Annotated in this window: 11 protein-coding genes; 6 read left to right on the top strand and 5 right to left on the bottom strand. The window is 65.3% G+C overall.

What is annotated here, in order from left to right:
- The first annotated feature begins 138 nt into the window (after positions 1-138).
- Complete coding sequence (locus ACVCMJ_RS12780) at positions 139-3,081, top strand: putative bifunctional diguanylate cyclase/phosphodiesterase (RefSeq protein WP_447081775.1); 2,943 nt, start codon at positions 139-141, stop codon at positions 3,079-3,081.
- 24 nt (positions 3,082-3,105) lie between these two features.
- On the opposite strand, the gene ccsB is transcribed toward ACVCMJ_RS12780, so the two are convergent.
- From ccsB to ACVCMJ_RS12765, 3 genes are all read right to left on the bottom strand, one after another.
- The gene (gene ccsB / locus ACVCMJ_RS12775; protein ID WP_447081774.1) at positions 3,106-4,467 is read right to left on the bottom strand and encodes a c-type cytochrome biogenesis protein CcsB; all 1,362 of its coding nucleotides are present in this window, start codon (positions 4,465-4,467) and stop codon (positions 3,106-3,108) included.
- Positions 4,457-6,451 carry a cytochrome c biogenesis protein ResB gene (locus ACVCMJ_RS12770; RefSeq protein WP_447082590.1) on the bottom strand — a complete coding sequence of 665 codons (1,995 nt, stop codon included), beginning with the start codon at positions 6,449-6,451 and terminating at the stop codon, positions 4,457-4,459. The genes ccsB and ACVCMJ_RS12770 overlap by 11 nt, the downstream gene beginning before the upstream one ends.
- A 225-nt stretch (positions 6,452-6,676) precedes the next feature.
- Positions 6,677-7,369, bottom strand: a complete 693-nt coding sequence (locus ACVCMJ_RS12765; protein WP_447081773.1) for a c-type cytochrome — start codon at positions 7,367-7,369, stop codon at positions 6,677-6,679.
- Positions 7,370-7,530: 161 nt separating this feature from the next.
- Here ACVCMJ_RS12765 and yihA point away from each other — a divergent pair, with 161 nt between their 5' ends.
- Positions 7,531-8,154: a ribosome biogenesis GTP-binding protein YihA/YsxC gene (gene yihA / locus ACVCMJ_RS12760; RefSeq protein WP_447081772.1), complete on the top strand. Its 624-nt coding sequence runs from the start codon at positions 7,531-7,533 to the stop codon at positions 8,152-8,154.
- Between the two features lie 14 nt (positions 8,155-8,168).
- Positions 8,169-9,185: a porphobilinogen synthase gene (hemB, locus tag ACVCMJ_RS12755; RefSeq protein WP_447081771.1), complete on the top strand. Its 1,017-nt coding sequence runs from the start codon at positions 8,169-8,171 to the stop codon at positions 9,183-9,185.
- A gap of 84 nt (positions 9,186-9,269) precedes the next feature.
- Here hemB and ACVCMJ_RS12750 read toward each other — a convergent pair whose 3' ends face one another.
- Complete coding sequence (locus ACVCMJ_RS12750) at positions 9,270-10,433, bottom strand: S1C family serine protease (protein WP_447081770.1); 1,164 nt, start codon at positions 10,431-10,433, stop codon at positions 9,270-9,272.
- Positions 10,434-10,459: 26 nt separating this feature from the next.
- Between ACVCMJ_RS12750 and ACVCMJ_RS12745 the strand changes: the two genes are divergently transcribed.
- Positions 10,460-11,239: a Nif3-like dinuclear metal center hexameric protein gene (locus tag ACVCMJ_RS12745; protein ID WP_447081769.1), complete on the top strand. Its 780-nt coding sequence runs from the start codon at positions 10,460-10,462 to the stop codon at positions 11,237-11,239.
- A gap of 80 nt (positions 11,240-11,319) precedes the next feature.
- Here ACVCMJ_RS12745 and mscL read toward each other — a convergent pair whose 3' ends face one another.
- Positions 11,320-11,766 (bottom strand): large conductance mechanosensitive channel protein MscL, encoded by a 447-nt coding sequence (mscL, locus tag ACVCMJ_RS12740; protein ID WP_447081768.1) that lies wholly within the window; start codon positions 11,764-11,766, stop codon positions 11,320-11,322.
- Positions 11,767-11,906: 140 nt separating this feature from the next.
- Here mscL and petA point away from each other — a divergent pair, with 140 nt between their 5' ends.
- Both petA and ACVCMJ_RS12730 read left to right on the top strand, forming a co-directional pair.
- A complete protein-coding gene (gene petA, locus ACVCMJ_RS12735) occupies positions 11,907-12,572 on the top strand; it encodes a ubiquinol-cytochrome c reductase iron-sulfur subunit (RefSeq protein ID WP_447081767.1) in 666 nt (221 codons plus the stop codon).
- 42 nt (positions 12,573-12,614) lie between these two features.
- Positions 12,615-14,003, top strand: a complete 1,389-nt coding sequence (locus ACVCMJ_RS12730; RefSeq protein WP_447081766.1) for a cytochrome b — start codon at positions 12,615-12,617, stop codon at positions 14,001-14,003.
- Positions 14,004-14,018 lie beyond the last annotated feature (15 nt).

Raw genomic sequence — 14,018 nt, 5'->3', positions numbered from 1 at the left:
TGGTTGAATTGAGGACCGCCGCCTCCAATCCCAGCGACTGAATCGCTCTTTGTGAGACGCGGCGCGGCGGCCCTAAAGTTCCTGCAGAATGGGCCGTCAATGCCGTTGGTGTGGGCTTGTCGTCCGCACACATTCGTAATGTCGCGTAGTCCTATGGCGCAGAAGAATCATCCGCCGGTTCGTGCCACCCGTCGGTTCGCCCGGCTTTCGGGCCGGCTGGCACCGCTTGTCACGCACGTCCTGGTGCCGCTGCTGATCGTGCTCTGTGTGGTGGCCGGCATCGCCGTGCTCCCATCGCTATTTGGCAACCACCAAGGCCAACCCTTGGCCACCCGCTTTCTCGTCCAGTCCACCGTCACCGACCCGGATACCGCCATCCTGCGGCTCACGCAGCGCCCCAGCCGGCTCACCGAACGGCTGCCCGCCGGTACCGTCTGGCTGCTGGCCGAATTGCCCGTCCGGACGGCCGCCTCACCGCTGCCCCAGGAATTGCTGCTGCCCTCCCACCAATTGGTGGCGCCCGCCTGCTGGCTGCTGGAGCGCAACGCGTATCCATCGGGCCACGAACCCTGGACGCTGGTGCCGATGCCGCTGCACACGAGCATCGCCGGCACCCAGATGCCATTGCCGACGGCCACGACCGCCCGCCAGGCGCTGTGCCGCGTCGGCCTGGCGCAGCCCGCGCGTCTGTCCCTGGAGCGATGGGATCGAACGGATCTCTCCGACGCCTCGGCGCGCGATGCGCGGTCTCTCGGCCTGTTGCAGGGTGGTCTGCTCACGCTGGCGCTGTTCCTGTTCGTGATCGCCGTGACCATGCGCGAATGGCCTTACGTGCTGCTCGCCTGCTGGCTGGTCGGCAACATGCGCCTGGGCGCGTGGGCGCTCGGGTGGGACTACCAGTGGCTGGGCCTGTTGATTGCGCCGGAGTACCTGCCGTGGGTGCGCAAGTTCACGCTGGTGCTCTATTACCTCGTCACCTACCATCTGTTTGCCGATCTGTTCCGTGAAAGCCTGGAGACTTCGACCCAGACCCGCGTGCGCAAGATCGGCACCCTGAGCAGCCTGGTGCTGCTGGTCGCCACAGTGGCGCTGCCCTACGACTGGTTCCAGACCATCGTTTTCCTGGCGGCGTGGCTCGCCACGGGCCTGGTCGCCATCCTGCTCATCCATGCCCTGTTCCGCTCGCACACACGCACCCGGCTGTGGCATACCGTAGGCGTCTGCGTGGCGCTCTCCATCATGCTGACCGGGCTGATCCTGGTCGGGCTGGAGCGGCGCGACCTCATCGATCCCCAGATCGGCACCATCGCGCTGCTGCTCTGCAACGTGCTCATCGCCCTGGCCGTCGCCGAGCAGATGCGGGAAGACCGGCAGCTTCGCTCACGCCAGCGCAACGACCTGATCGCGCACGACAGCTTGACGCCCCTGGGGCTGTTCACACTGGGCGCCACCCGCCACTTCGAGCACCTGAACCCGAATGCCCGCGACATCCTGGCCGTGAACGACGCGACCGACTCGCTCAGCCTCGCCTGGACCGATTTCTTCCCCGACATGGACTGGCTGCAGGTTTCGTTGGCGACCGAACAGGGCCAGGACACGGAAATCCAGACGAACGCCTCGAGCACCTCCCCGTCACGCAGCTTCTTGCTGCGCGCCACGATGGCCGGCAGCCGCATCGAGGGCTCCCTGCAGGACGTGAGCGCCCGCTACGAAACGATCCGCAACCTGCGGCTCATGGCCGACAATGACCCGCTCACCGACACACTCAACCGGCGCGGCATCGAGACGGCCATGCAGACCTCCATCGACGCCCTGCGCCAATCGGATACACCGGCGGCCATGGGGTTCCTGGACCTGGACCACCTGAAACGCGTGAATGATCTGTTCGGCCACTCGGCCGGCGACACACTGCTGCAGATGGTCTGTGAGAGAGTCCGGTACTCATTGAACGAGCAGCAGAGCATAGGGCGCGTCGGCAATGATGAATTCATCATTCTGTTTCCCAACATGCGCGCCCGTGAAGCCCGGCGCGTCAGCCAGGACATCGTGGAAAGCCTGAACAGCGCCCCGATATACGTAGGCGAACGCGCGTTCCAGCTCAAGTCCGCGATGGGACTCATCGACATCGACCGGAAGATGAACCCGGCCGACGCCATCGCGGCCGGCAGCCGGGCCTGCCGGGATGCGCGCAAACAGCATCGCGACATCACCCTGTACGAGGAAAATGCCCAGGAGCTCTTCGAACACATCGATGAACAGTACCTCTTCGAGCAGCTCGACAAGGACGAGCCCCCGAAAGACTTCCATCTGGAAATGCAGCCCATCATGTCGCTGCGCCACCCGCTGACCACGCTCAACTTCGAGGTCCTGCTGAGGGTCCGCAGTTCGGGCGAGCGCCTGGTGCAGACCCCCCGGATCATCCAGGCGGCCGAGGACAACGGCATGATCACGGCCATCGACAAATGGGTGTTCTCCACCACGCTGGCCTGGATGGCCCAACACCGGCTCATGCTCGGCCGGACGCAACTGGTGAACATCAACCTGAGCGGGGTGTCGCTCAACGATGACCGGTTCATCGATACGCTGTTCGGAATCCTGAACCAGCACGCGCAGTTCTCGCGCAGCTTGTGCGTGGAAATCACGGAGGGCGTAGCCTTGCAGGACCTGGAGCGCACCCGGCAATTCATGCGCCGCCTGCAGCGCATGGGGACGCGCGTGGCGCTGGACGACTTCGGGGCCGGCTACACCTCTTTCTCGTACCTGAAGGAGCTGCCCGCCGACATGATCAAGATCGATGGCACCCTGATCCGCGACATGCTGGCCAGCGACGCCAACATCGCCATCGTCAACAGCATCGTGGACCTGGCCCACAACCTGGGTATGGAATGCATCGCCGAATGGGTGGAGGACCTGCCCACGCTGCGCACGCTGACCGAGATGGGCGTGGACCACATCCAGGGCTATGTGGTGTCGGCGTCGCGCGCACCCGCCGAGATACTCGCCTACGACAGCATCCTGCCCATGATAAAGGACGCGGCCACCAAGGCCTATATCGAAGAAATCAGCGGGCGGCGCGTGTGATGCGCGCGCCCGCCATGCCCCCGATCAGAGTTCGCCGTAGGAATGCAGCCCCGACAGGAACATGTTCACGCCGAGGAAGGCAAAGCTCGTGACCACCAGGCCGCACAGCGCCCAATACGCCGCCATGGAGCCGCGCAGGCCCTTCATGAGCCGCATATGCAACCACGCGGCATAGTTCAGCCAGACGATCAGCGCCCAGGTTTCCTTGGGATCCCACTGCCAGTACGTACCCCAGGCATCCGCGGCCCAGAGCGCCCCCAGGATGGTCGCCACCGTGAAGAACGCGAAACCGACGGCAATCGCGCGATACATGACGTCATCCAGGACTTCGAGTGAGGGCAGCCGTTGAGCGATCGGCGCGCGCATGGCGAGAATCCCGCCGACGATGAGCAGCCCCACGCCGAAATACACCATCCAGATCGGGGACAACTCGCGAGCGCTGAAGACCACCGGCTCCGCACACAGCACCGCCCCCAGCACGAACAGCGGGATGAGCGGTTTCCAGCCACGCGTCTCGCCGTGCGCCTTCACCAGGTAGGCAAACCCCACCATCGCCGCCAGGCTGAAGGTGCCGTAGCCGATGAAATTGGCCGGCACGTGCAGTTTCATCCACCAGCTCTTCAGGGCCGGCACCAGCGGCGCGATCTGATAGGCATCGCGGGTAAACGAGTACCACAGCAGGAACACCACCAGCGAACTGATCACCAGCAGCGCAAAGCCGCCCAGCGCCCGCGTGGCATAGCGCCGTTCGTAATACAGGTAGAACAGCGCGGTGATGAGCGCGAACAGCACGAAGACTTCATACAGATTGCTGACCGGAATGTGGCCAATGTCCGGCCCCAGCAGGTGGCCTTCACGCCACCGCACCAGCAGGCCGGTCAGGCCGGCGTAAACGGCTCCCCACGTCAGCACCGTGCCCAGCCAGGCCGCCGTGTCGCTGGCGAACCCGATCCAATAGCAAACGGTCGCCAGGAAGAACAACGCGCACATCCACAGAATGGCGGACTGCGACGAGATCAGGTATTTCAGGAGGAAGTTGGTATCGGCCCGAGTCAGGTCGCCCTGCAGCAGAACGCCGGTCGGGCTGTACAGCCAGATCGCCAGCAGCGCCGTCAGCCCACTGGCGACCATGAGCGTCCGCATCGGGCGCCACAGCCAGCCCAGCCAACTGAACACGGCCACCGCGCCCACCAGGAGCAGCTTCTCGTAGTAGTTCATGAAGCTGCCGTACTGGGTGAGCACGTACCCGGCGCCGATGGCGAGCACCAGGAAGAATCCGAAATCGGTCCAGTCCGGCCGGCCCCGCCTGCCACGACGGTCCCCGCTCGAATTCGCGCCCAGCGACCACAGTGTCAAGGGATCGTGGGTAATGGTGTCAGACGTCATGGTCGGATCCTCCGGTAGACAGGCGGCGCAAGGCTTCGCGCAGCCGCTCAAATTCGTGATTGAAATCCAGTGTGCGGCGCTGCGTGGTCATGGCCGCGAGCCAATGGCTCCCATGGCCCTGATCGGACGGCCGGATCCACACCCATATCCGGCGCTCGCGGATGTAGAACATCGAAAACACGCCCAGCACGAGCAGAATGCAGCCGATGTAGACGATGTTCTTGCCCGGACTGCGCGCGATCTGGAAGACGCTGGCCTGAACCTGGTCGAAACTGGAAAGCTGCAGGGCGACAGGAGCAGGATAATCCGGAAGCGATGCCAGCGCCAACACGGCCAGCCGCATCCATTGCAGTTCGTGTTCGCCCTTCGTCCCCTCGCGCGGCACGAGCGGCTCATGTGCCTGCTCGTGGACCAGGTCGCGCAGCTCCACCAGGCTCAACTGGATCATGGGAACCGCAAAATTCAGTATCTTTTCGCGCTGATCCGCCGGGGCCGAAGCAATGATGCCATTGAAGCCCTGCGTCGCAAAGGTGCGCAATGCGCCGCGCGCGGCCTCGAACATCAGATCCTGCTGCTCGCCGTCCGGCGCACTGCGGCGCGCAAAGCGGCGGGCTGCTTCCTCGCGCAGGGCGGGGTCATCCAGCGCGGCCCGCAACCGCATGAATTCGGTCATCCCGCCCTGATCGTCGGCCGGGATGCGCAAATAGCGATACGGCTGGGATGCATCGTCGCGCGTGCCCATCAGGAACACCGGGAAGCCGTCGAGCTTGACCGGCAGCATGTACTGGTTGAAGTCGTGCGACTGCCCGTCGTCCCCGACTACCCGATACTGCACGCTGGGTCCCACATTGTGCAGGTTCTTGTTGGGCGCGCGAGCCCCGCTGCCCGTGACCGCGGCCACCTCGGCCACTATGCTCTTGGGTTGCGGATCCTTGGTGGCGCCCAGATCCTCGACATTGATCACGCGCAGCCCCGTGAAGTCGACCGCGAGCTTGGTGCCCGGCAGGGTGCCGTTGCCGCCCACGGTGCCGTCCAGCGCGGCGGGCTGGGCATCGGCGCCCTTCAGCGGCCAGGCCTTGAGCTTCAGCTTGCTGCCGCCATCGTCAAAGCTGGACTGGTACACGGTCACGCCGTCGTAGTGCAGCGGCTCATTGACCAGAATGGTGCGATCAAAGGATTTGCCGCTGCCGAGGTCCGTGACGGTGACGTCGCTGCGGAAGTCGCTGGGCTGCCCGTTGCTGTAATAGTCGATATAGAACTTCTTCAGGTGGAGCGTGAATGGCAGCGGTTGCAGCAGCACGCCCCGGCCCGAGGACACGATGCCCATGCTGCTCTGCTTGCCGTCAGGCAGCAGCATGTTGGCGCGGAAGCTGGGGTTGTACGCCGACAGCCGGCCGGACTGCGGCACGTCCGAAATCAGCATGTTTCCCACGACGGGCTGCTTGTCGAACAACCAGGTTTGCAGGCGCACCGGCAGCTCGCTGTCGAGCAGGCCGCCCAACAGAACCACCACGATGGCGGTGTGCGCAAAAATATAGCCCAGCCGGTTCGCGCCGCCTTTTTTGGCGGCGACCATCAGGCTGTCGCCGTCTTCCCGCACCCGATAGCGGTAGCCCTGTGCGCGCAGCAGCTTGCCGACGTTGTCACGCGCCTGCGCCGGCGTCTGGGCACTGGCCAGCTCCACCCGGTGGTGGAACGCGCGCAGGCTGCTGCCCCGTACGTATTCCCGGAAAGAGCGCGCATCCCGCAGCATCTTGGGCGCATTGCGGAACACGCACAGCGTGGTGGACACCACCAGGAAGGACATGACCAGCAGGAACCACGTGCTGTTGTAGATCTGCCAGAGCGAAAACTCACTGAAGACGGCAAACCAGAAGGGGCCGAACCGATCGATGTAAGTAGTAGCCGCCTGGTTCTGCTGAATGATGGTGCCGATCAGGCTGGCCACGCAAATGAACACCAGCAGGCTGATGGCAAAGCGCATCGAACCCAGCAATTCGATGACGTCCGCGCCGCGGGCGCGAAAACGGGAAAGAGATGACACGAGGACCCGATTCCGTAAAAAAAGGGGGCGCGCGCTTGCGCGCACCCCCCGATGAGCTTTTAAGCCTCAACCATACAGCGACTTTGCACCGCAGTCCACCAAGACCCCAGCCGCAACCCGGGAATCAGACCGGGGCGAGAAGGGCGTTCCGTGAAGGGCGATCGATCAGCGCAGACCCGCCGCGTAATCGGCCACGGCCGCGAGATCCTGGTCGTTCATGCGATCAGCGATGTCATGCATGATCTCGTTCTGGCGGTCGCCCGAACGGAAGAGCTTGAGTTGTTCCAGAATGTATTCCGGATGCTGGCCCGCCAGGCGCGGAAACTCAGCGGGCAAGCCCTTGCCATTGGCCGAGTGGCACGCGGCGCAGGCCGGCACATTGCGGTCGGCGATGCCGGCGCGCCAGATGCGCTGGCCCAGATCCTTGGTCGCCGGCTTGGTGGCCGTGCCGGCCTTGTCCCAGTCCAGCGGCTGCTGCGACAGGTACAGGGCGAGGTTCTGGATGTCCTGGGGCTTCAGATTGGCGGCGATGCTGCTCATGATGGTGGGCGCGCCATTGGCGCCGGTGCGGACAGGCGGCGTTTTGTCGTGCGCCTGGAAGTCCCGCAGTTGCTTCGCAATGTATTCGTGGGGCATGCCGGCCAGATTCGGATTGGCCGGAATGGTGCTGTTGCCCGCCGCGCCGTGACAGGTCATACAGGCCAGGACCCCGCGCGACGTATCGCCATGGACGAAAAGTTGCTCACCAGCCTTGACGTCCGGCTTCTGGGGCGCATCCTGGGCTTGGGTCAAGCCCGGAATGACACCGGCAAGCACCAGGCTGCCGGCCACGAACAAACTGGAAAGCGCGCGCTTCATGAGGTCCTCGGATATGGTTCGATCCTGGCGCCAAGCGGCGCCACCAGGGTCGTGCCCGAGCAGACCCGCAGGCCGACGCGGCATCAGGCACAACAAGTTCAATACGAAATTATACAATAGCGATCATCTCCTTCATTGCCCCTCCATCGAGACCGCACCCCGTGTCCCTTCTCCACCGCGCCCGGTTCACGGTTTCCGCCGCCCGCCTGGACCAGCTTCCCCCGCCCACCACCTCCGAAGTCGCTTTCGTGGGGCGTTCGAACGCCGGCAAGTCGTCGGCGATCAACGTGCTGGTGAACCAGAAGCAGCTCGCATTCTCCAGCAAGACGCCGGGTCGCACACGGCTCATCAATCTGTTCGGCATCCCGGATCCCGTCGAACCGGATGCCTGGCTGGGGTTCCTGGTGGACCTGCCGGGCTACGGCTACGCCGCCATCGACCAGAAGGCCCGCGAAGCCTGGGCCGAGGTCCTGGGGGACTACCTGCACCAGCGCACCAGCCTGGCGGGCGTGGTGATGGTGGTGGACATCCGGCGCGGGGTCACCGAGCTGGACCGCCGCCTCGCGCACTGGATCGGCCTGCGCGGGCTGCCGACCCTCGCCTTGCTGACCAAGGCCGACAAACTGCCCTACGGCCAGCGGGTGAAAGCCGCGCAGCAGACCCGCCGCGACCTGGCGGAGATCGGCACGCTGACGGCACTGCCGTTTTCCGCACCCCGCCGCATCGGCCTGGAAGAGGCCGGCCTCCATATCGAAAACTGGATCTCGCCCCAGATCGTGCCGTAAACCCCGGAGTTCCCATGACCCGATTTCTGCCTCAAACCGATTTCCCCACCCTGCGGCTGCGCCGCAACCGGCGCGACGACTTCTCGCGCCGCCTGGTGCGCGAGAACCGCCTGTCCGTGGATGACCTGATCTACCCGGTGTTCGTGCGCGAGGGGCAGAACGTGCGCGAGCCGGTGGCCGCCATGCCCGGCGTCGTGCGCCACTCGCCGGACACACTGCTGGCCACCGCCGAAGAATGCGTGCGGCTCGGCATCCCCGTGATGGCGCTGTTCCCGCACATCGATTCGGCGCTCAAGACCGCGGACGGCAGCGAGGCCGCCAACCCGGACGGCCTGATTCCGCGCACGGTGGCGCTCCTGAAGGCCAACTTCCCGGGCCTGGGCGTCCTGACCGACGTGGCGCTGGACCCCTATACCAGCCATGGGCAGGACGGCCTCATCGACGAGGAGGGCCAGTTGCTGAACGAGCCCACCGTCTCCATGCTGGTGCGCCAGGCACTGACCCATGCCGAGGCGGGCGTGGACATCGTGGCTCCCAGCGACATGATGGACGGGCGCATTGGCGCCGTGCGCCGGGCGCTGGACGGGCGCGGCCGCATCCACACCCGCATCATGGCCTATTCCGCCAAATACGCCAGCGCGTTCTACGGCCCCTTCCGCGAGGCCGTCGGGTCCGCGGCCAACCTGGGCCGGTCCGACAAGGCCACCTACCAGATGGACCCGGCCAACCGGCTGGAAGCGTTGCGCGAAGTCGCCGCCGACATCCACGAGGGCGCCGACATGGTGATGGTCAAGCCCGGCATGCCGTACCTGGACGTGCTGCGCGAGGTCAAGGACGCCTTCGGCATGCCGACCTACGTCTACCAGGTCAGCGGCGAATACGCCATGATCCAGGCGGCTGCCGCCAACGGCTGGCTGGATCTCGACAAAGTCATGATGGAATCCCTGCTGGCCTTCAGGCGCGCCGGCGGCGACGGGATCCTGACCTACTTCGCCATCGCGGCAGCCAAGCGGCTGCGCGAACAGGGCTGAGATCCCGGCCGTCTGGCGGCGCCCCCGCGGCCCGGCCGGTGTGCGACGGGCGCGGCCGGCGCCCCCGCGTGCCCGACGATTCGCTCAGCGCCGCTGAGCGGGCGGGCGCAGCCCCACTTTTGCCGTGCGCTGCAGCATCCGGCCGTCGCGCAGAATCTCCACCTTGACCTCCGTCCCGGGCTTGAGCGGCGCCAGCCGCGTGAGCAGGTCCACCGCATCAGCCACCGGCTTGCCGTCCAGCGTGCGGATGATGTCGCCCACGTGGATGCCGGCCCGATCGGCCGGGCCGTCGCGCAAGATGCGCGCCACGATGGCCCCCTCCGTCTGTTTGAGATGGAACGCCCGCGCCAGGTCCGGTGTGATGTCCTGCGGTTCCAGCCCCAGCCAGCCCCGCCGCACGCTGCCGTGCTCGATGATCTGGTCCAGAATGTTGTGCGCCACCGCCGCCGGAATCGCAAAGCCTATGCCCAGCGACCCGCCGGTATCGGAATAGATCGCCGTATTGATGCCGACCAGGTCGCCCCGCGTGTCGATCAGCGCGCCGCCCGAATTGCCGGGGTTGATCGCCGCGTCGGTCTGGATGAAGTTCTCGTACAGGGTCAACCCCAGCCGATTGCGGCCCAGCGCCGACACGATCCCCTGGGTCGTGGTCTGTCCCACCCCGAACGGATTGCCAATGGCGAGCACCACGTCGCCCACCCTCACGGCTGGATCGGGGTCGAACGTGATGGCCGGCAGCTTGTCCAGGCCGACCTTCAGCACCGCCAGGTCGCTGTCCGGGTCAGCCCCCACGAGCTTGGCCGTTTCCTGGCGCCCGTCGGCCAGGCCCACCCGGATGGCGTCAGCCGATTCAATCACGTGATAGTTGGTCAGAATGTAGCCGTTTGCGCGCACGATCACGCCCGAGCCCAGGCTGGTGGACGACTCGCGGCGCGTGAAGCCCGGCAACTGGCGCAACAGCCGCTCGAGGCCCGGGTCCGCCGGCAGCGGCACCAGCGGCACGTCCACGTGTTTGGCCGTGTAGATGTTCACGACCGAAGGCGCCGCGCGGGCCACGGCGGGCGCGTAACTGGCCGGCGCCTGCACCGCGGGCGCCACGACGACTCCCGCGCCTCCGGCCCCGGCTGGACCAGGCACGGCAGGCTTGTCACGCCCCGGCAGCCACTGCGGCCGCAAAGTCGTCACCAAAAACAGGATGCCCAGGCAGACCGTGACGGTCTGGGCAAAAATCAGCCACAATCGACGCATACGCTTCGCTCAGGAAAAGAAAACCCATGACAGCCGAAATCACCCGTCACGAACTCGCGGCCTGGCTGGCCGACACGCTGCAACCCGGGCGCTTTCGTGATTATTGCCCGAACGGCCTGCAGGTCGAAGGCCGGCCCACGATCCGCCACATCGTGACCGGCGTGACGGCGTCCCAGGCGCTCATCGAAGCCGCCGTCGCGCGCGGCAGCGACGCCATCCTGGTGCACCACGGCTGGTTCTGGAAGAACGAGGACGCCTGCATCCGCGGCCCCAAGCGCCAGCGCATCGCCGCCCTGCTCGCCGCCGACATCAATCTGTTCGCCTATCACTTGCCGCTGGACGCGCATGTGGAATGGGGCAACAACGCGCAGCTTGCCCGGGTCATGGACTGGACGCCGGACATCTTACCCGACGGTACCCCCCGGCGCTGCGGACCCGACGAACTGGTCTGGCTGGGCAGTCCCGCGCGCGATTGCACCGTCGCCGAGCTGGCCGCCGACATCGCCCACCGCCTGAAGCGCAAGCCGCTGGTGATCGGCGACCCCGACCACCCCGTCCATCACCTGGCCTGGTGCACGGGCGCCGCCCAGGGCATGATGGACGCCGCCCTGGCCGCTGGCGCCGACTGCTATGTCAGCGGCGAGATTTCCGAACCCACGGTGCATCTGGCCCGCGAAACGGGCAGCGCCTACATCAGCGCCGGTCACCATGCCACGGAACGGTATGGCGTGCAGGCGCTGGGTGCCGCCATCGAAGCCCAGTTCGGCGTGCCCTGCACGTTCGTGGACATCGACAACCCGGTCTGACGGCCCGCGCCGCCAGGCGGGGCTCCCGGGGCCGTCCCTTGCCCGGGCGCGCCCATCCCGGCCGGCGTGCGGCCGGGGGGCTATTTTTTCAGCGCGTCGCGAATTTCCCGCAGCAGCAGCACGTTCTCAGGCGTGACCGGCGCCGTCGGCGCGGGCTCTTCGAAGCGGCGGCGGGCGTTGTTGACCAGCTTCACCAGCATGAACACCACGAGCGCCAGCAGAATGAAATTGACGGCGACCGTCAGAAAGTGGCCCCACGCGAAGACCACACCGCCTGCTTTGGTCAGGTCCGCGATCGTCATGGGGCCGCTGTACCCCGCCGGCGTGCGGAGCACCCAGAACAGATTGTCGAAATTGACGCCGCTTCCGATGACGAAGTTGATGACGGGCATGATCAGATCACCCACGATCGAATCGATGATCTTCCCGAAGGCGGCCCCAATAATGACGCCGATGGCCAGATCGATCATGTTGCCTTTAACCGCGAACTCCCGGAATTCCTTGAGAAACCCTTTGGCAGTGCTCATCTCGGCTGTCTCCTGTCGATTTACCACATGGGACGTAACGCTATAATACGCGGTTGAAGACCCACTTACAGCCAGCAAAATATCTTTCAAACGCGCGTCCGGGACCAGCGGACGGCGACCAGGAACCTAGGGATCACAGCATGAGTCATCAACCGACACAGTCCGACGAGACGCAGCTCGACGAGGGCGCCAGCCCCCTGAACCTGCCCGCCGATCCTTCACGTCGCCGATGGGTGGCGACAACCTGTGCCCTGGGCGGCGTGGCGGGCGTGGCAACGGCCGTGCCCTACGCGCTGTCGCTCTCGCCTTCAGCCCGCGCCGAGGCCGCGGGCGCACCCGTCGAAGTCGACATCGCCGCACTGGAACCGGGCAAACAGATGACCGCCGAATGGCGTGGCCAGCCCATCTTCATCGTGCGCCGCACCGACGCCGAGGTCGCGGACTTGGCCAAGCACAACAGCGAACTCGCCGACCCGCTGTCCAAGAACACCGAATACACTCCCTTTGCGTGGGCGCAGAACGTCTGGCGCTCGCGCAAGAAAGAAATCTTCATCTGCGTCGGCATCTGCACCCACCTCGGCTGCGTCCCCACGCCGCGCTTCAAGGCCGGCGCCCAGGAAAACCTGCCCAGCGACTGGCCGGGCGGCTGGCTCTGCCCCTGTCACGGCTCCACCTATGACATGGCCGCGCGGGTCTACAGCAACAAGCCTGCGCCGGCCAATTTGCCCATTCCCCCCTATGCCTTCTCGCCGGATGGCAAACGCGTCATCATCGGCCTCGAAGAATATCCCGCCAACAAGGCCTGATGAACGCCGCCGTTCATCCTTTCGCGACACAAGGAGCTATCCATGGCCGATAACAACATCGAGACGACGGGAACGCTGGGTTGGGTGGACCGCCGCTTCCCGCTGACCAAGATGATCCGCGAGCATATGACTGAATACTATGCTCCGAAAAACTTCAATTTCTGGTATTTCTTCGGATCGCTGGCCCTGCTGGTGCTGGTGATCCAGATCGTCTCCGGGATCTTCCTGGTGATGAACTACAAGCCGGACGCGGCGCTCGCGTTCAATTCCGTCGAATACATCATGCGCGAAGTGCCGGGCGGGTGGTTCATCCGCTACATGCACTCCACGGGCGCCTCGATGTTCTTCGTGGTGATCTACCTGCACATGCTGCGCGGCCTGTTCTACGGCTCGTACCGCAAGCCGCGCGAGCTGGTCTGGATCTTCGGCGTGGCCATCTTCCTGGCGCTGATGGGCGAGGCCTTCATGGGCTACCTGCTGCCCTGGGGCCAGATGTCCTACTGGGGCGCCCAGGTGATCGTGAACCTGTTCTCGACCATCCCGTTCGTGGGTCCCGACCTGGCCATCTGGATTCGCGGCGACTACGTCGTGTCCGACGCCACGCTGAACCGCTTTTTCGCCTTCCACGTGATCGCCATCCCGCTGGTGCTGATCGGCCTGATCGTGGCGCACATCCTCGCGCTGCACGAAGTGGGCTCGAACAACCCCGACGGCGTCGAAGTCAAGCAGGGCCCCAAAGACAAATACGGCCGCCCGCTGGACGCCATCCCGTTCCACCCCTACTACACGGTGCATGACATCGTGGGCGTGGCCGGGTTCCTGATCATCTTCGCCGCCATCATCTTCTTCGCCCCGGAAATGGGCGGGTTCTTCCTGGAATACAACAACTTCCTGCCGGCCAACCAGTTGCAGACCCCGCCGCACATCGCGCCGGTCTGGTACTTCACGCCGTTCTACACGATGCTGCGCGCCACCACCAGCGACTTCACGTGGGTCCTGTCGGCGGGCGCCGTCATCGCGGCCGTCGCGCTGTTCGCCAAGGGCCGTCTGTCAGGCTTCTGGAAGTTCCTGACCCCGGCCATCCTGATCGTGGTCGCCATCCTCATGAAGACGCTGGACGCCAAGTTCTGGGGCGTGCTGACCATGGGCGGCGCCGTGGTGATCCTGTTCTTCCTGCCCTGGCTGGATCATTCGCCGGTCAAGTCCATCCGCTACCGCCCGAACTGGCACAAGGTGCTGTACGGGATCTTCATCGTGGACTTCCTCATCCTGGCCTGGCTGGGCACCCAGGAAGTCAACCCCGTGAACACCATCATCGGGCAGATCTGCACGGCCATCTACCTGTCTTTCTTCCTGCTGATGCCGGTCTGGTCACGGCTGGGCACGTTCAAGCCCGTGCCTGACCGCGTCGTTTTCCACTCCCATCACTAAGGCCGCCCCACTGAC

This window comes from Castellaniella sp. UC4447_H14 (genome assembly GCF_052978285.1).
This window is presented reverse-complemented; position numbering and strand designations above follow the sequence as displayed.